The sequence below is a fragment of the Pedobacter sp. WC2423 genome, assembly GCF_040822065.1.
In the GTDB taxonomy this organism is placed as follows: domain Bacteria; phylum Bacteroidota; class Bacteroidia; order Sphingobacteriales; family Sphingobacteriaceae; genus Pedobacter.
Map to the genome: position 1 here is coordinate 702,830 of NZ_CP162005.1, position 19,090 is coordinate 721,919.

Genomic DNA, 19,090 nt, shown 5'->3' on the forward strand with positions numbered 1-19,090 from the left:
GTATTATTCTGCTCTAAAATAGCCTTGTCACAAGCGCCGGGTGCTCCATTAATCGGTGTTGCAACTGCTGGAAACGTCAGCGTCTCAGTAACTTTTACAAAGCCAACCACCATCGGCGGCTCTGAAATTACGGGATACACAGTCATATCCTCGCCGGTTAGAATTTCTGCATGGGGAACTTCCTCTCCGGTTGTAATAACCGGTCTTACTAACGGCAAAGCCTATAGCTTTACAGTTACGGCAAGCAACGATAGTGGACAAGGCTCGACTTCAGCAGTCTCTAACAGCGTCACACCAATCGCCAATAATGTTGGTTCAGATGACAACTATGGATGGTCAAAGCGTATCATTTTCATTGTTGGAGGCGGGCCATCGTTGATTGCTAACACCGTTTATCAGGATGTAGCTATCGATAAATCCACCAATAACGTCCTTATCGAAAAGGCAGATAAATTGCGTACCAATCTAAGTCTAGGAATCCTTACACACCATTTGTGTCTGATATAAGAAGAAGCATTAAAAAATAAGCGATACAGAAACTAAAGTAGTCTATGATCACTACCCGAGAGGAATAACCTTCGGATTTTTCTTCAATCCCGTTGAACTTTCGACAATCAATACTACCCAAAGCTCTCCGGTAGATCTCGGCCTTGCAATAGGTTATCGAACCGGGTTCTTTTCAATACTTGCAACATCCGAATTTTTTTCGTTAAGGCAGCCTAAGGAATCTTTTATTGAAAAATATAGAGGTAATGGCCTGCAATATACAGTCAATTCAGAAGTGCAGACATCAATCAATACAAGTGAAGACGGAGTGTACAGGTCTAAAAAGATTACCGCATTTGGGATCAAACTTGCCTATACTTTTGATATTGTGAAAAGTTATTATTCTTCAACAAGGTAATATGGCAATCGAAGAAAGCTATCTTGAAGAGCATTTTTATCCGCGACTGAACGCCTTATATTTTGGATATGAAAAGGTGTGTCTTCAAATGGGCTCTACCATCGTATTGCTAAATGTCATATTGATAATAAATAAAAAAAAACGTACATATATTTAAGTTACATTTACACTTAAATTAACATATGTGTCTTAAGTAGATATATTATTTAATAATATGTCTACGTAAGACACATCAATATGTAAAAAAATTAAATAGATGGAGTTCATGCACTATTTTATAGCTTATAATTTATATAAATAAATGAAATAAAAACAACAATAATACTGATCAACTTTTTTAACTAAAAAACACTCTTAAAATGAAAATTTCAAACAAATCTATAATCATTGCTCTTCTTGCATTCTCTTCGTGTAGCAAGGACATTATGAAACCAGAGAACCATTCTAGTTCAATTCCTGAATTTATGAAAGACATGGAGGTGGTATCTGAGCGTACTGGCACCGGAAAGATTATCCTGAGCTCTAAAGAATTAAGTTCCGGTAGATCAGCATTGACTACTCCTCTTTCAATTCCACAACCTTTACAGCCAGAATATTACTTGGGCAGATCTTATCGTGGAGACGGAAGTATTATAGTAGATCCGATAAACGTAAGTTTTAAGGTAATAGATATTGAACGATTGTTACAAGAACATCCGGATTATTACACCCCCTTAAACCTGGATGTTGTTACAGCGACAAGTTCATCTTTCGCTTCCTTTGATAGGTATGAGCACAAAACTAACTCAAATAAAACAATATCAGGTGGGTTCAGTGTTAATCTGGGGCTTTTTAGTTTTGGAGCAAAAAACAAATGGACAACTATATTTACATCATCAGTAGTTAATGAAACCAATGCAGTTTTTGGAGAATTGAATGTTGAAGTAAAAGGTTCATCTTATTCGCTATTGTCCTCAGAAAATGCACAAAGAACTATCATGGAGAATTATCTGAGTCCAGACTTCCTTAGTGAAGTTAATAACAGCTCAAGAGGTGAATTCGTTCGTAACTACGGAGCTTTTGTACTTGCAAGATATTATACAGGTGGGAAAGCAACTGCAATGTACACGGGAACTGATAATAAAACTACAACAAACGAGACTAAAGAGAAAGGAATGGATGGATCTATTAACGGCTCTTTTGGATTTAACATAAAAAAAGGTGTTGATGGAAAGGTTGGTGGCGACTTTGGTTTTGCAAATGGAAGTGGAGGATCCACGGGTGAGCAACATAACATTACGCAATTGAGGTTGTCAATTCAGACAATCGGTGGAACTAAAGGATTAGGAGCATTCACCGTTCCTAAAAGAATTGAAGATATTAATATCAATTTAGGTGATTGGGTGATGTCACTAAATGACCACTCGAAGTATAATTTGATTGGAATAAACGAAGGTGGTTTAAATCCTATCAGCGATTTTGTAATGGAAGAAAATTTCAAGAAATCAATTTATCTATATCTTAAAAATCCTGAAACTTTAAAATATCAAACAAAACTTGTAGAGCCGCTGATATGGATAAGACCTACATACCCTCCTGGTGGTGGAGCTGGTACAGTATATTCAATGTTTCTATTTACCAGATTTGGTGAGTTTATCAACATCACTCCAAGTGACATGCTTCAAACCCGATTCGATTTTCCATCTGAGCTTTATAATTCATATGTCGCCAGGAAGAAGCCCTTCTTCGACTTAACTTACTATGCAGGCGGGGATTATTTTATACCTGATTCTGATGGTATACCAGTGTTTTCTTTGACTGGAATAGAGGAGAATACAATGCGTAAATTTCATCATGATAAGACAAATACAACTTATCTTTTATACTCCGGAGGTGGAAAGAAATATGCATTTTCTATCCACGATGATTATGTATTAGATACGTACGGCATACGCGCTTGGGTCAATGCGATGCCAACAACGAACTTTTCATTTGTACAACTTCAGAGTTACACTATAATAGGTTTATAAATTGATATGATCCTGAAATATATTATTTAAAAATACTTCATAACATTATTACCGTAAGTAGCCAGAGATAAAAATCTGGCTACTTGCTCTTAACACTTTTAGAAGCAGACAGAGGCTATAGGCCCCAGTATATCCCAGTTCTTTTAGCTGATTCAATAAATTACGAAGTAAAAGTTTAGCTTCTTCCATGAGTCTTTCAACAATGTAAGGCAAAGATTTTTCAAGCTGGGTGGGAAGATTATAATGATGGCGGGGTAAGCTTTGTGCTGCAATATATTTTCGAATTGTCGTTCTGTACATCTTAAATTTTCTGGCTATAGATTTAATAGATGCACCTTCAGCATGCAGTTTTTTCACCTGCTTAGACTTTTCCTTTGTCGGTCTGAAGCACCACTCTCCAGATCCATATTGCGCATTGGTAATTTCTTTGGATCAATGGTGACCGAATTTATTTCCTGATTTCTTATTGATTTAAGTACTTGATATTCTTGCTCTAGCAACTTGCGAAGTGCTTCGCCCAAATTTTTAAGTAAATGCCATCGGTCAACAACTTATTCGGCCAATGGGGCACCTTTCGTCGCTCCCTACCGATATTTACCATATCGGTCTCTACTAATGATTTCTACACCTGGATTCTCCTGGAGCCATTTCTCTACCGTACTGGATTCTCTGTCAGGAAGCAAATCAATAATTCTTCTATTCTCAAGATTTATAAGAACGGTTCCGTACCGATCGCATTTTTTTAAGGCCCAGTCGTCTAATCCCAACGCAATAGGAACTTTTAATATGGGTATTGCCTGTATCTTCAACCATCGCAGTAACGTTGTATCACTGACTGGTATTGACATTTTTATCGATAACCGCTCGGAAGGTTTTGCCCCTGTTTCAACCACTGTCGTTAACAGTAGCTTTTCGGCACGTTTGGTAAACCGTTTGAAGGATTCAAAATGATCAGTAAACCTTTCTGTAAATACCTTGACGGGGCATTCTGGTTCTCTACAATAAAATTTACGGGCTCTTAAATAAATAATTATACGATTCCCAAATGCGGGTAAATCTTTTATCTTGCGGGTATAGTAACTGTGAACACCATAGCTAGGTTCAAGACAGTTAGGACAAAAACATTTTTTCTGTACACTTTTCACATAAATATTAGCAAGATCTGCAATCCTATCTACTGAAACCACTTTAAACTTTTCTGAAGTAGAGAAAATTAATTTTTCAGTACTCATAATCAGTAATTTATAATGCTAATTTAAAGATTATTAAATTATCCACCAAAAATGGGTAAGAACCAGCATCGTCCAGAATATCCAGATATTGGAAACAAACGAAATTCATAAATGGCTGAGATTAAATATCATCCATTCGGATATTTTTTTACTTATTATAAATATCCTTCAATACAGTGAATTTAACCAAAAGAATTGCCTTGCTGATCAACAAGAATCATAAATTTTGGATTGAACCCTTCAGATGAAACATCTATTACGTTATTTATACTGGAAGCTATATTCAATTTTGGCTCAGGAAGAATCAATTCCATGATCTTACCTGAATCTTCGATATCAAACCATTCCTTATCTGTTCTAAGATAATATGGATCACCTAATGTTAAACTATAATCGGGTGGTAAACCCACTGCTTCTAGGATCGTTTTGTCGTCTTCGCCTGCCATTGTGCAGATCAATTTTGAAAGCGGAAAAGCTAAGTGAGGATGTAGGTTACTAAACTTAACCTTGTCACTTAAATCCTTGGTTGTATTGTTGAAATATTTATCTTTTATGAATTGGGCTCCAATCACTGTGCATCCGCTATTGCGGTCTATCCCACGGTATTTCCTTTTAATGTAGTTATATAGAAGATACATTGGTATATATCCTTCGTCTCTTGCATATTCGAGTAGTACATCTACTTGAGCTTTCTCGTTTACCTTACCTTTTGCTACCATATGCTTGAGTTGTGGATAGGTACCATCATCTAAATGAGTTCCTTTTTTATGGTCGCCTAGGTTGTGGTAAATGATCTTAGCTTGGAGAGCGTAGGTATATACTTTATGATTATTATGTATGATTCGCAATAATATGTCGTGTCCATTTGCTTTTTCATTCCTTGATTCAAAAAGACTATAACCAGTATGCATAAATCGGTCTTTCAATAATCTTAGTTCATAAACTATATTTTGCGTAATGGTAGTTTCCATTATCCTAAGACCAGGTGTTTTGCGGGAAAATTCAATCCTTTCCCATGTATCAATAGCTACAGCTTTAAATAAACTACAGTTATCAAGAACTTTCTTGGAGGGCAGATAATGTTCAATGCTCATAAATTAATAATTAAGGTGTTAAGAGATCTCTATAGAACTGAACAAGTTCAGGGGTGGAATATCGGCATATGTTAGATGTAGAGGGCAGTAGGACAACTTTGACTTTCCTGTTATCTACTAATATAAGATCTTTTTGCATTGGATATGCTCCTTTTTCTAAAGTAAAATTCATCCTATTCAATTTACAATAGCTTTTGAACCAATCATAAGCACTATTGCCTTTACCTTTACTTGTCAAAATAAGATGAGTGATCCCAGGATGTTTTTCTAAAATTCTAAAGATATCCTGAAATTCAATTGGAAAAATGTTGATGTCCATTGAACTATCTGCTTGTCTGAGCACGCGACTCCCCATATCCGCAAGACCTACATTTAGTTTATCAAGTATTATTTCTCTTTCATGTCTAGCTAAGGGATCGGTAAATGAATTAATAGTTATACCTGATACTATAGACATTACTTCCCAAAACCGGTTTCTCCCACTTGGATAGAAAAAAGTAAATCTTCTGTCCTTTGGCTTTGCCGGAAAAGTACCAAGAATTAGAAATCGGCATTTTTTGGTAATATATACATCAAAAGGATGTGGTTCTTCTTTAAAAGCGCAGTTCGTATTAAAATTCATTTCTTAATGATCTAGATATCAACATAAGAGTATGGGGCATCTCTATTTACTAAATTTCCGAAATGCACTTATTGTTTGAAATATAAAATATGAAACAATTATACGGCTTAAAATATCCCAAAAATATATCCACGTCGAAATTTCAGTTATTCCTACACCTCGTTAAATTTCATTCAGAAAATATTTTCGCTTTAGCTTAAATATAATTAGCAATTAAATTCAGATATTTTAACGTATTGCGCAAATAGGTTGCGCAGTATTAGTTTTACTTTGTTTCAGTTAGCGATCCGGCTAACAATAAATTTTATCTGATATGGAGTCTATAACTGAAAAAGGTGAGAAATTTATGCTGGTTTCGAATGAAACTGATTTGAAAGAATTAATTGATCGGATTGCAACACGAGAAGCATTTGCTTACCTATTCAAATTTGCTGAACGGGAATTCTTTATCTCTTTACTTGAATCAGTCAACATCAGTTACGACGATTTTACTGCAAAGTACTATCATTACGATGCAAGCCGGAGACTGCATATAGCCGAGAGTGACTTCGGGCATGTATGGATTAGCACCCACGGTTTGATCGCAAGGAGAAAGGCTACTACAAACCGCGCCGTAAATTCCTGTTTAAATCAGTATACAGTGATTTCACTGCTAATCAAAAAAGCGATTGAAGTGGTTGAAGATGAGAATGTATATGACATCGATTCTTATAATTTTGAACACCTGGGCGAACTGTCGCCCGCCATATTTCATAACATGACCTTTTATATTGAGGTCTTTTGTAAGGCTTATCTTTCACTATCTGGCATTCCAGCTTTCCATGGGCATAAGCTTCAAGTAATTTACAAAAATACAGTAGAATCTATGGTTACCAACAAGCACGACGATTCTCTCTTTCAGATATTGGTACTTGATCCACTTTACAAAGTAGTGGAACATGTAAGCAATATTCCGGGCGATTTCAAAGAGCAATTTATCAAATACGACGATAATCCGCTTGATGACACTATTATCTTATTCGAACCAGCAGCTTTAACTGAAATGATCCATTTACTGGAATTGTCTGTGGATTTTATTACGGACTATTTTTACATGGGCACTGAAACACATTACTTAAAATCAAACATTTATCAACGGATGTTGGACAAGGCAGATACTGAAGAGAAAAGGAAACGAATACAAGCGTTGTATCCGCACCTAGCGAAGAAAAAATGCGGTCCGGAAAATTAAAAACAAAATATGAAAGCACGAATTGAAATAATTGAGGAATACAACACCCTGCTACGGGAAATTTATATGGAATATGACCTGAGATGTCTTGCTGATGAAGACTACACCTACAAAGGCAGAAATGTGCTCAGCCCGGCCAATGATGCCGAACAAGATATGGTTCGCTCTGGCCTATACACAAGACTGGAACAAATACTTACACTCAACAAAGCGGACAATAATTTCATGCATGCCGAGAACGAACTTATTGGGACGACGGCTGATCTCAAATACCGCCTGGGAACTTTATATCTTTACGCTCCTTACGTAGTGAAATTACAAGATTCTTATTATCAGTTTAATGGAAAGGATCAGTTTTACCACGAGCCCACCTACCTTGACAGCAGGTACAACAGAGAGATTCCTGTAGCTTTTGAAACCTTATATAAATTCTGGCAGCGGTTGATGGACTATATAACGGCTTTTTTTCCAGAACTGTTGCTAAAAACAAAAGGGGTGACGTATTTTCATACCGTCATTAATCACATCAATAATACGCAGCCACATTTGACCTCGTCATTAAATTTTCAATGGATAAATAACTTTGCAGACCAGACCTATCCGCTGATCAACAAACAGCGGAAAGTGTTTGTACATACTGAAGGCTTTGAAAATCAGTTCTTCAGGAACTTTTTAGATGCTGATACCACAGCAATTAGTGAAATGGAGGTGCTGGATGCGAAGCGTCAGGACTTGCTACCATTTTTACACCAGCAAATGGAGCTGTGCCTGGAAGGATATTTCAAAGCCATGGACTTTCTTAATGAATTGGTATTTGAACAGGATGCCATGACTGAAGAATTTAGATATCGACTTAAATAGAAAAGGGGAATGATCCAACTGATCCTTCGCTGCTTATATAATTGACTCTTTGTTAAGATGTCAGAATGAACGAGGATATTTTTATCTTAGCTATTACTGAAATAAATTATGAGTGATAAAAAGCGAGTAGACGCCAAGAAAATAAGTTGGCAGGAGCAGCTTTCCCAGGCGAAAGATGAATTTCCTTTACCCATACCTTCGCCGCAAGTTAAAAAACAGTGGAAGGCTTACAGTAAGCAATTACAACCGACGCTCATCCGCGCTGCGGAGCAATTGAGAATTACTTCAGATGCGCTTTTTAATCATATCCGCACTAATCGCATATTTCCTGTAAATGAAGTGCATCAGCAACGCCTTAAAATTTTAGACTTTATTGAACTCATTAAAAAGTTCGATCCTAAAACCTATAAATATTTCGAATATTACTTTCAGGACTTGATTGTCAGTGAAAAGCAAAAGGAACAAAAGCAGTTTCTATTAACGGAGCTTCAGAAGAAGATCAAGGTTGATCTAAATAAAAGGGCAGCTATCACCCCGCCAGCGGTATCACGTCCTTTTCGTATACCTTACCTAGCGCCGACTCCGATCAGCCAACGGCTGGAAATTCCATGGAATGATGTTGTATTCAATGATTATACAATTACCTTAAAGTTCGATGTCAATTATTCCAAGCCATATCCGATAGCAGAATCTCGAAAATCTTTCAAATTTTTGAAAAAATATTTGTTGGGTCTCAACCTTAAGCCTTTATCAGTATTGCTGGCTGGCAATGAAATTAAAGAGATTGAAAATCTTGATCAGCTCAAAAACATCGTGACCATTTTAAAAGTTCGGAATGAATTTATAGAACATTTCGAGAAGGATAAAACGGTACAAGTTAAATCCATCTTAGACCTTATCGAAAACTTACCATCAAATTTTCTAACTGAAGTCGCAAAAAGTGCAGCTGGCCAAATCGAGTGTATAACCTACCTTTCCCAACATAGTGACTTGCGCTACAAGCTTGCGCCAGCTTATGAGGTCATCACGAATGGACACTCAATCGTAACAGAAGAAACTTTTGTTTTCACCATTGTGAGAGAGGAAGTTTTATTTTTGGTTTGGGAAAGTACACTCCATGGAAGGGCTACCTACCTTTTCGCCACCGATGAGCAGAGCTATGAGGAAACCCTACAATCCATATATGATTATATCGCTTCTCATCAAAAAGCCAAAAGGATGAAATTGAGAAAAAAGGATCTTCAGGTCGGAGACTTTAATTGCATTGCCTATGTAACACATAGTTCGTTTGAGCATTGGCGGGAGAAGATGGATGCCTCCTGCACCAATTACATCAACCAAATCAATCGCATTCAACCAAAACATAGTGCTGAGTAAAATAAAAACCGATCATTTCATTGTACGATATAAATCTTCCGTGCAACTTTTTTGGAACCTATAATTATAGAAGTTAAAATAATAGCCGAGATAACCTGAATCGGCCAAAATCAGGACATATAACAGCAGGTGGATATTCTGGTGCATGTTGACCCCCCAGTAATGGTTCTAATTTCGGTTTACATTAAAAGTACTTTAAGCTTTTACTGACATTCCGGCGGATACTGACCCCACCCCGGGTTATTAAAGATTTTGTAATGGAGCATATTGACCCCTCTTGATCTGTGTTAAAGCAGGTTATAATGGAGCATGTTGACCCCCTTCTTTAATTTGATTTGGCTTACTTAGGTAAATAATATTTACCTAAAGCAGCGTGTTGATGGCCGGAAAATCGAAAGCTATGAGTCAGATCAAACAATTATTACGTCTTCACAAACAGGGCGATTCCATCAAAAGTATTGCGCGTAATCTAGGGATAAGCAAGAACACCGTAAAAGCATATATTTCCAAACTAGCGGCTGGTGAAATCCCGGTAGCAGAACTTCTGGAAATGGAAGACCCATTGTTAATGGGGAAATTCCATGTTGGTAGTCCAGCCTATAAGGATCCGCGGTTTGAATATCTTCGGAACAACCTGACCTATTATGCCAAGGAGCTTGAATCCGTAGGCATGACGCGGCTTCTTCTTTATGAAGAGTATGAGGCTGGCTGCAAGCCCGCCTACAGCTACCCCCAGTTCTGCTTCCACCTTCGCCAGCAATTAGTTGCCAGGCGTCCGGGCATGCGCTTAGAGCATCTGGCTGCAGATAAGCTCTTTGTTGACTTTGCAGGCAAGCAAATGCATTACATAAACAGAGAGACTGGTGAAGTGGTGGCCTGCCAGATATTTGTTGCATCGCTTCCATTCTCTGATTATTGTTTTGTAATGGCCGTTAAAAGCCAGAGAGTGGATGATTTTCTCCATGCACTGGAATGCTGTCTTAGGGAACTTGGAGGTGCTCCGGCAGTCTTGGTACCGGACAATCTCAAATCCGCGGTGATCAAGTCTAATAGATTTGAGCCAGAGATTAACCGGGCACTGGAGGACTTTGCAAACCATTATGGAATCACAGTTATCCCCACAAGATCAAGAAAGCCAAAAGATAAGGCACTGGTAGAGAATCAGGTTAAGTTGGTATACAATCGTGTGTATGCCAGACTCAGAAACCGTCAGTTCTTTGATATCGAGTCCCTTAACCTGGCTATCAGGGAAAAAGTAAAGGCGCATAACCAGACCAGGATGCAGCAAAAGCCCTATTGCAGGGAAGAGCGATTTCTTGCAGCGGAAAAAAGCCTGCTCAAACCGCTGCCGGCCGATGGCTTTGAGGTCAAGTATTATTCAGAGCCCAAAGTGGCGCACAATAACCATATCTACCTTGGGAAGGACAAACACTATTATAGCGTTCCCTTTGCATACGTAGGGCTTAAGGTTCAGGTGATTTATACCAGGAGCATGGTCAAGATCTATGCAAGGGGTAAGCAGATTGCCGTTCATGTGCGGAATGTGAACCCGGCAGGTTACTCCACACAGAAAGATCACTTAAGCTCACATCACCAACACTACCTGCAGAGGAGTCCAGATTATTATATTGCCCGGGCAAAGGAGAGATCTCCGGAAATGTATCTTTTGTTCCAGATGGTATTTGAACAGAATACACATCCTGAACAACTTTACCGTACATGTGATGGCTTGTTAAGATTGCAGAAAACCGCAAGTCCCAGCGGATTTGCAGCTGCTTGCGAACTGGCAATGGATGTACGCAACCTTTCCTACCGCTTTGTCGAACGCATCCTCAAAAACAATATGGTCGATCATCAGGATAAGCCAAAACAGGAACAGTCGCTTCCAGAGCACCCGAACATTCGGGGCAAAGAATATTATTCACAATCAACTATCAAATTCTAAAAAATGAACATTGAAACTCAATTAAGGGACTTACGCCTACATGGTATGATCCGGAGCTGGCAAGCGCTTAGCGAAACAAGAAGAATCCATGAACTTACCCTGAGCGAAGGGATGGAAGTGCTTCTGCAGGCAGAAGCTGACGATCGGGATGGAAAGCGGTTTGAACGGCTTCAGCAAAATGCAAACTTCCGTTACAGAGCATCAATAGAGGAACTGAACATGGATGCAAAAAGAGGATTGGACAAAGCCGCTGTCGGTATCTTTGCCACAGGTGAGTATATACCCAAAGGAGAAGCAATATTAGTGTGCGGTTCTACGGGAACAGGAAAATCGTTTCTCGTGTCAGCACTCGGACACCAGGCCTGTACCCAGGGATACAGAGTGGCTTACTTCAATGTCCAGAAATTATTGTTAAAAACAAAGATGAGCCGGATTGATGGAAGTGTATACAAGTTTTTTGAAAAGATATCAAAAGCAGATTTGCTCATTTTGGATGATTTCGGACTGACACATCTTGAACAACAACAGCGAATGGACATGTTAGAGATAATTGAGGACCGACATGCAAAAAAGGCTACAATAATTGCCAGCCAATTGCCGGTGGATAAATGGTGGGATATCTTTGGGGATTCAACCCTGGCAGATGCATTTTTGGACCGTATGGTGCACACTTCTTACAGAATTGAATTAAAAGGAGAAAGTCTTAGAAAAAAAAGGTAAAATTGTCATGCCGTCAGCTATGACAGGCCAAATCCCCGAAGGGGGTCAGTATGATGCATTACTGGGGTCAACATTGCCAGAATATCCAGCAGGTACATTTTTAAGATGATACCGGTTAAATACTCAGAATCCCCTGTATCTTTCATTGGAAGCCGGCCATGCAGAAAGAAGTCTGCTAAATGATGTTTAAGCCTTGAAAAATAGCTGTTGAATTCTTCACATTCAAAATCAGAGCACAAATAATGGTTACAAATCAACTGAGGGATAATATAGGCTTCTTTTTTTTAGTTGTAAGCGTGGAATCCCGGTTACAATACCTGCAAACCCGCTCTGTCAGCGCCTTATAATTTCTCAAAGCCGACTCCGGGTGGACAATGATTTTCGCAATATCATACTTCGTCACAAACCACTTAAAATCAGCGATTACTTTCATGCAGGCTGATTGTTAACAACTCTTATCGATACAATTAAACAAATCCTTTATTTTTATATTAATCAATTCTAAAAACGACTCAACATCAATGGACTTAAATTTTTCTTCCGATAGCCCTATCTTCCGCTCTAGCGATGATCGCTTCCAGCGCTACGGTTTTTCCCGCCAAATTGCCCAAACCATCATCAACAGGCAAAGTCAGGACTGCATAACTATCGGCATTTACGGTGCATGGGGTGAAGGAAAAACCTCTGTGCTTAACTTTATCGAGCAGGAACTTCAGCTGGACGAAAACGTCCTCACTGTTAAATTCAATCCCTGGAGGTACCAGGATGACAACACTCTTTTACTCCAATTTTTTAACCTTTTGGCTCAAACTCTTGATGCCAAGCTAAAAACCAAAAAAGAAAAACTCGGCGAATTAATTGCCCAGTACAGCGATTTGGTTAACGTTCCCATGGTGGGTGATGGGTCCGGTATTGCAAAAGGTGCTTCCAAACTGCTCGATAAAACTAGTATAGAATCCCTGAAAGATAGAATTAACCAGATCATTTTAGAAAAAAACAAGAAACTGGTCATCTTTATTGATGACATTGACCGCCTGGAGAAATTAGAAATTCATTCCATCTTCCGGCTGGTAAAGCTGACTGCTGATTTTTCCAATACCATATACCTGTTATCCTTCGATGAGGAAATGGTATCTGCTGCAATTGGCGAGCGCTTTGGTGAAGGTAATGCTGCCGCCGGAAAACAATTTTTGGAAAAAATAATTCAGGTGCCTTTGCGTATCCCTGCCGCGCAAATTCGCGCTTTACAGGAGTACAGCATCTCGCTCATCAACATAATCCTGGATCAACACAAGATCAATGTCGCTGGAGAAGAGGCAAACCGTTTTATCGAAGGCTTCCAACAGGCCATTATGCCCAAACTTAAAACCCCAAGAATGGTGCTCCGATACAGCAATACCCTTTCCTTTTCGCTACCGCTATTACTCGGTGAAGTAAACGTTGTTGATTTGATGTTAATCGAGGCTATTAAAATTGTCTATCCCCAGCACTATGAATTGATCCGCTCGGATGCCAACCTGTTTACCGAAGGCTTCCAAGATGAATATTCTGAAAGTTCAGACAAGAATAAGATTAATCGCCTGAATAGCCAGCTTGAAAAACTCGGTGAAAAAGAAGATACAAGAATTATAAGAGCCATCAATGACCTACTAAAAAGCCTCTTTCCAAGATTAGCAGAAGCCTTCAGCAACATACGCCATAATACAAGGATGGATAGTGAGTATTACAGGCAAAAACGTATCGCCTCCACGATCTACTTTAACCGCTACTTTAGCTATTGCGTGATTACTGGCGACCTGGCCGATGGCGCCTTTGAAACCTTTATTAAAACCCTGGAAAGCTTTAGCGGAACTGAGCAGGACCGTGAGCTTAAAAAACTATTGGACGACGGTACTGCAGAAAACCTAATGCGTAAACTGCGCAGCAGGGAAGAAGAATATTCTTGGGCCTTTTCTACCGCCATTGCCGTAACCCTAACCAGAAATTCACATCTGCTGGATAATGATCAAAGCGAAGGTTTTTTTGCCTACCTGCGTCCATACAGCCAATCTGCTATCTTCATCAGCAAGCAGCTCCAGCTTAGCTCCAATAAAACAGAAAGCTACACATTAGCTACAGAACTTTTCTCAATTGCTGACATTGATTACGCCTTTGCCTTACTCAGGTGGATAAATGCAGCAAAAGAAGAAAACGAGCAAAAAATTTTCAATAAATCGCAAATCAATGAACTTTCTAACCTTATCTTGAAGCGAGCAATAGAGCAGGCTGGGGAAAGCCCATTATACCAAGTTTTTCCGGAGCTTACTTACCGATTATTTGACACTTGGCATGAAGAGGATTCGGAAAGTTTTAAAACTTACATTAGCGGATTAATCCAAAGGCATAAAGATGCCTACATCAAAATCCTTTATTGCCTGACTAGTAAAATCCATAGCTCCAGCAATCCCAAACCATATTACTCTAACATTGATGAAAAGCAATACGATTATATCACCGGGATGATTGATGCCGAACTGATTAAAACCGAGATCGAGAAGAACTTTAGGCTTAATAAATCCGGTCAGCCGGAAATTATCTGGGATTCTTACGCCGGAGCATACCAGACCGATGAAAACTTAGTCCGACAGTTCATGCACTGGTATGAGCGCAAAACCAACATTTAGCCAAGCTCAGAACAGCAATAAAAAATAACCTTTTCTAGCGCAAGTCTTACCGTGTTGGGGTATGAAATTGGCTGACTTATGCTTTATTGTAAATCTTCTTGGTCGGATAGCCCCCGAAACGATTACAAAAAAAGCCTCAAATGTGAGGCTTTTTTTGTAATCGTTTCGGGATCATACCAATATGCATTTAAATGGGTTTAAAATGAGTTTCCACTCTCTCGTATTTTATAGGTAACCGAAAAGATAACCGATTATTTAGACCTGATTTGTGTCGTTTTAAAGAAATTCCTTCTATTCTATAAAGATATGATATTCTAAATTAGAATCCAATAATTTTAGCATTCGCTAATCCCCATGGCAGAAAAGGGGTGGACAGTTTGGCGCGTATTTGATGACTACATTTGTCGAAACATACAGCCAATGCTTACATAGACGTTTCTACCCGAACTACTTGTGCGATACTCAGTCCTCTGCATTGATATTTTGGAATTGCACTACCCTGAATTGAAAAAGCATTATGCCGTTGCCGCCTTTAGAGCGGCCGGCTCCGCGATTTCATTCTGGGATTTCCACGTTGCAACTAATGGGCTTGAGAGAAATACGTTTATTTTATTTAATTACATAGTTTAATAAGGTACGATTGTAAGAGTAGTCGGAGCAACAAAAAAATCTGAAATCAAGGTAGAATAGCTTGAAAAATCTGAACCGTAAAGATAATCGTAGATAGAATAGTAATTCAATGCTTCAGGAACATCATCTAATCCATGTGGTACACCTTTACCGATTTTATTGGTAAAAAGCAATATTGGATCTGCAAATATCAGATCACTATTACTTTGATTAACAGCCGTTTTAACAAGGTTTAATATTCTCGCCCCAGGATCTAAATAAAAATTATTTTTTGATAGCTGCAAGTTCTTAAATGATAAGGTTTCGTGGTAGTTATTACTTGAAATAACTTCTATGTAGAAAACAGTAAACGAGTTAGTTAGCATTGAAATCCTCAATATCAACTGACCTGATATCTTTGTGTTGTTTTGCTCGGATTCCCCTAAAAATATAGATACACCATATGATGGAAAATTTTGAAAATCTGGTATGTACTCTATCTGATTAGCTGAGAGGAATTCACCGATTTCAAATGTACCACCATTGTTATTATTAAGGTTATAGACATCATTTTTTTTCTCTAGTCTATTCATTAATTCGCTATAACCTGAATATTCAGCTCTTTTTATACTTGAACCAATTGGGTAATAATTATAAATGTCGTTTATTAGCTTATCTTTCATTTTGATCTTGGTTAATTTATTAAAGGTAATATTACGTTAAACGTCCAAATACAGCAGGTTGATAAGGAACTGTAATGCCTGAACATGTCCCCATACTAAAACTTCCACCGACAACACTTAAATTAGCTCTCACTAAGTTAACTAAAGTTTGCTGAACATTATAAGATATATAAAAAGGTGCCGGATTACGTTGTACTGCGAGCTTAAGCTCATCGACAGCGAGGTTATAGGCTAAAACAAATAGAGCTGACGCACTTGCACTATTAGATGCTCTACCGACTTGCCAGCAGGTTGTAGGCAGCACGGCAGGTACTCTAGTGTATTCCTGCACATTCCCTTCTCTGATTGAAAGGATCACTCCTAAATTGCTTACCCCACCTGTATACCCAACTCCGGTTTTAATATTAGCATAATACCCTCTGATATGTGCATATCCAAGGTCCCCGCCATTTAGTGGATAAACTTCAGGTACATTTGATGGAAAAGGTTCGGGTACATAATAATCATTGACAGTCACTTGCACATTGCTGGAATCGATCTTATCTAAATAAGATCTACTATGTGTTGCTTTGCTCATCATTAGAGCTTTCAACGAGTCAAGTGAAGCAGATTCTTCTGTATTATTTTTAATCTCTAAATTATCTGATTCAGATTTTTTGCAGGAGTAAAAATTTAGAAATACAAAAGCCAGAAGTAAAATTTTTTTAACTGATTTATTCATGATCGTAATTATTTATTTTAAGTTAAATATTGAATTGTTTGAGTCAATGAGACAAATTTGTTCACCTATTTTGAAAATTGCATATGTCAATTAAACAGTGACATTATTAATCAGTTCATATTTTAACGACCAGACTTCAATACCTCAATTACATAAGCAATTATTGCCTTTTCAAATACATGACGCTTAGTTAAAGCACATGGGTGCATTGGGAACAGGAGGTTTTAAAAAAAATAAACTTGGGATATCAAAAATCAATGCAATGCAGGGTTGATTCAGAACTTAGTATTAAAATAGCTTTATATAGATTTTAATAATTTCCCAATTATCCTATACGCCTAAACCATAATGAATTTGACCATGAGATCGAGATCGTTCGCGTAATATTTAAAAAAATCCATATTTAAAACTCTATAATTGGCATAAATTATATCTATTAAGTATAAAAATTATCATTTATTGCACTATATTTTAAATGATTCAACATCGAAGCGAAATTTCACTGGCATTACTAAATATTAGTTTTTCTGCGGCCTTTTATTGGGATAATTCTAAAATAAAATCATAAAAATTCAATGAGCAATTCTTTTAAAATCAGTGATAACGAATTGTTTTACAGACTAAAGGCCGGTGACAAAGTTGCTTATGCTGAGATCTATCATCGATATAAAGAGTTTTTATTCGTATTCGCATATAAAAAGACAAATAGCGAAGAAGAAGCTAAAGATCTGATCCATGAATTATTTTTAACGCTTTGGGAAAAACGTACAGAAATAGTCATAACCAAAGAGTTATCGGCTTATTTGTTTTGGACTCTGAGAAATAAAATTTTTGATTCTTTCAGACACAAAACCGTAACTCAAAAGTATATAGACTCTTTTTCAAATTATCTCATAGAGCATGAGGCCGATACCGATTACCTGGTGCGTCATAACGATCTATCTAAATTTATTGAATCTGAGATTTCTGCTTTGCCTGCAAAGATGAGACAAGCTTTTGAATTGAGTAGAAAGTCTAATTTAACTCGAAAACAAATAGCCGCAAAGCTTAATTTATCCGAAGAAACTGTGAAAAGTCATATACGCCGGGCGTTATTAATATTAAAAACAAAACTTGGGGTCGTTACTTTCCTTTATATGTTTATGAAACTGTAATATTTATAAATTTTAATTGCACCCGCCGAACTTCTCTTATCGTCATCTATATGAATTGAGAATAATCAATTATTTAAATATGAACAAAAAAGAAGTTAAAGATCTTTTATTAAAATATCAATCAGGACAATGCACTGAAAAGGAGGGGGCTATTGTTGAGAACTGGCTTTTTTATGAAAATAAAACTGATTTTAATCTATCTGATCAAGAATTAAAGCAAAATCTGATTGATCTTGATTTTAGAATGGGATTAAATCATAATGTCAAAAAGCATAATTTTATTCGAACTTTTGCAGCTGCAGCTGCAATTTTTTTGGTTGTTTGTACTGGTTTATATTTCTACACATCAGCACCTGCTAAAAATGACATAAAAGGAAATACTCTTTCAGTAACTAAAGATATTGGGCCCGGTGGTAATTTTGCAACGTTAACTCTTTCAGATGGAAAATCTATCGACCTTAATACAGGCAGAGATCGAGTTCTTGTGCAGAACAATGGTTTGAGTATTGTAAACACAAAAAATAGTCAACTCATTTATACGGCTAATAATGTATTAGATCTGTCAAAAATAAACCACACTAAAAATAATTTTTCGACAAATCTTCTTAAGACCCCAAGAGGTGGACAGTACCAGGTCACTCTTTCGGATGGAACTAAAGTTTGGCTTAATTCTGCCTCTTCTTTAAAATTCCCTGCTCAGTTTATCGGTGAAGAACGTCTCGTACAGCTAACTGGAGAAGCGTATTTTGAGGTTGCCAAAAATCCTGCTATGCCTTTTAAGGTCACTGTAAATTCTACAACAGTTAAAGTTCTTGGTACGCATTTTAATATCAGTGCATATGGAGACTTGTCTTCAACAAAAACTACACTACTCGAAGGTTCTATTCAATTAAGTAATGGAAAAGCGAATAAGGTTCTAAAGCCAAACCAGCAAGGTGTAATTGATAATGCCGGATCAATTAAAATCACAGATATAGATCCTGAGCAGGCAGTCGCCTGGAAAAATGGTTACTTTTCTTTTAAAAGAACCAGCCTGCCTGAAATCATGCAACAGATATCACGATGGTATAATATTGAAGTGATCTTTCATGGAAAGGTTTCTAATGAACAAGATCTTTTCGGAAAGATTAAAAGAAATAGCAATCTCTCTAAAACTTTAGAATTATTAGAATTTAGCGGAGTTCGCTTTAAAGTCAAGGACCGCCAGGTCATTGTTACGCCAAAAAAGCAATAAAGTCCAACCTATATCTAAAATTTAATAAATC

General features: G+C 37.6%; 17 protein-coding genes. 10 read left to right on the forward strand and 7 right to left on the reverse strand.

What is annotated here, in order from left to right; genetic code table 11:
* The first annotated feature begins 24 nt into the window (after positions 1-24).
* Positions 25-507 (forward strand): fibronectin type III domain-containing protein, encoded by a 483-nt coding sequence (locus tag AB3G38_RS02430; protein WP_367866911.1) that lies wholly within the window; start codon positions 25-27, stop codon positions 505-507.
* 822 nt (positions 508-1,329) lie between these two features.
* Complete coding sequence (locus tag AB3G38_RS02435) at positions 1,330-2,913, forward strand: MAC/perforin domain-containing protein (RefSeq protein WP_367866912.1); 1,584 nt, start codon at positions 1,330-1,332, stop codon at positions 2,911-2,913.
* 48 nt (positions 2,914-2,961) lie between these two features.
* On the opposite strand, the gene AB3G38_RS02440 is transcribed toward AB3G38_RS02435, so the two are convergent.
* The 4 genes from AB3G38_RS02440 to AB3G38_RS02455 all read right to left on the reverse strand — a co-directional run bounded on the left by AB3G38_RS02440 (position 2,962) and on the right by AB3G38_RS02455 (position 5,861).
* Positions 2,962-3,270, reverse strand: coding sequence for a hypothetical protein (locus AB3G38_RS02440; protein WP_367866913.1), 309 nt, complete (start codon positions 3,268-3,270; stop codon positions 2,962-2,964).
* 227 nt (positions 3,271-3,497) lie between these two features.
* The gene (locus AB3G38_RS02445) at positions 3,498-4,145 is read right to left on the reverse strand and encodes a transposase family protein (protein WP_367866914.1); all 648 of its coding nucleotides are present in this window, start codon (positions 4,143-4,145) and stop codon (positions 3,498-3,500) included.
* Between the two features lie 182 nt (positions 4,146-4,327).
* On the reverse strand, positions 4,328-5,239 hold the full coding sequence (locus AB3G38_RS02450; RefSeq protein ID WP_367866915.1) for a DUF6615 family protein: 912 nt from the start codon (positions 5,237-5,239) through the stop codon (positions 4,328-4,330).
* Positions 5,240-5,249: 10 nt separating this feature from the next.
* Positions 5,250-5,861, reverse strand: coding sequence for a hypothetical protein (locus AB3G38_RS02455; protein WP_367866916.1), 612 nt, complete (start codon positions 5,859-5,861; stop codon positions 5,250-5,252).
* Between the two features lie 313 nt (positions 5,862-6,174).
* Here AB3G38_RS02455 and AB3G38_RS02460 point away from each other — a divergent pair, with 313 nt between their 5' ends.
* From AB3G38_RS02460 to istB, 5 genes are all read left to right on the forward strand, one after another.
* Positions 6,175-7,092, forward strand: coding sequence for a hypothetical protein (locus AB3G38_RS02460; RefSeq protein WP_367866917.1), 918 nt, complete (start codon positions 6,175-6,177; stop codon positions 7,090-7,092).
* Between the two features lie 9 nt (positions 7,093-7,101).
* Complete coding sequence (locus AB3G38_RS02465) at positions 7,102-7,953, forward strand: hypothetical protein (protein WP_367866918.1); 852 nt, start codon at positions 7,102-7,104, stop codon at positions 7,951-7,953.
* Between the two features lie 108 nt (positions 7,954-8,061).
* On the forward strand, positions 8,062-9,330 hold the full coding sequence (locus AB3G38_RS02470; RefSeq protein WP_367866919.1) for a hypothetical protein: 1,269 nt from the start codon (positions 8,062-8,064) through the stop codon (positions 9,328-9,330).
* A 400-nt stretch (positions 9,331-9,730) separates the two neighbouring features.
* A complete protein-coding gene (gene istA / locus AB3G38_RS02475; RefSeq protein ID WP_367866920.1) occupies positions 9,731-11,275 on the forward strand; it encodes an IS21 family transposase in 1,545 nt (514 codons plus the stop codon).
* 3 nt (positions 11,276-11,278) lie between these two features.
* Positions 11,279-11,995, forward strand: coding sequence for an IS21-like element helper ATPase IstB (istB, locus tag AB3G38_RS02480; RefSeq protein WP_367866921.1), 717 nt, complete (start codon positions 11,279-11,281; stop codon positions 11,993-11,995).
* Positions 11,996-12,248: 253 nt separating this feature from the next.
* On the opposite strand, the gene AB3G38_RS02485 is transcribed toward istB, so the two are convergent.
* Complete coding sequence (locus AB3G38_RS02485; protein WP_367866922.1) at positions 12,249-12,428, reverse strand: hypothetical protein; 180 nt, start codon at positions 12,426-12,428, stop codon at positions 12,249-12,251.
* An 88-nt stretch (positions 12,429-12,516) separates the two neighbouring features.
* Here AB3G38_RS02485 and AB3G38_RS02490 point away from each other — a divergent pair, with 88 nt between their 5' ends.
* Positions 12,517-14,658 carry a P-loop NTPase fold protein gene (locus AB3G38_RS02490; protein ID WP_367866923.1) on the forward strand — a complete coding sequence of 714 codons (2,142 nt, stop codon included), beginning with the start codon at positions 12,517-12,519 and terminating at the stop codon, positions 14,656-14,658.
* A gap of 626 nt (positions 14,659-15,284) precedes the next feature.
* Here the strand turns inward: AB3G38_RS02490 and AB3G38_RS02495 are convergent.
* Both AB3G38_RS02495 and AB3G38_RS02500 read right to left on the reverse strand, forming a co-directional pair.
* Positions 15,285-15,950 (reverse strand): hypothetical protein, encoded by a 666-nt coding sequence (locus tag AB3G38_RS02495; protein WP_367866924.1) that lies wholly within the window; start codon positions 15,948-15,950, stop codon positions 15,285-15,287.
* A 31-nt stretch (positions 15,951-15,981) separates the two neighbouring features.
* Positions 15,982-16,671: a hypothetical protein gene (locus AB3G38_RS02500; RefSeq protein ID WP_367866925.1), complete on the reverse strand. Its 690-nt coding sequence runs from the start codon at positions 16,669-16,671 to the stop codon at positions 15,982-15,984.
* A 575-nt stretch (positions 16,672-17,246) separates the two neighbouring features.
* Here AB3G38_RS02500 and AB3G38_RS02505 point away from each other — a divergent pair.
* Both AB3G38_RS02505 and AB3G38_RS02510 read left to right on the forward strand, forming a co-directional pair.
* The gene (locus AB3G38_RS02505) at positions 17,247-17,825 is read left to right on the forward strand and encodes an RNA polymerase sigma factor (RefSeq protein WP_367866926.1); all 579 of its coding nucleotides are present in this window, start codon (positions 17,247-17,249) and stop codon (positions 17,823-17,825) included.
* A 79-nt stretch (positions 17,826-17,904) separates the two neighbouring features.
* Complete coding sequence (locus AB3G38_RS02510) at positions 17,905-19,059, forward strand: FecR family protein (protein WP_367866927.1); 1,155 nt, start codon at positions 17,905-17,907, stop codon at positions 19,057-19,059.
* The last annotated feature ends 31 nt before the right edge of the window (positions 19,060-19,090 follow it).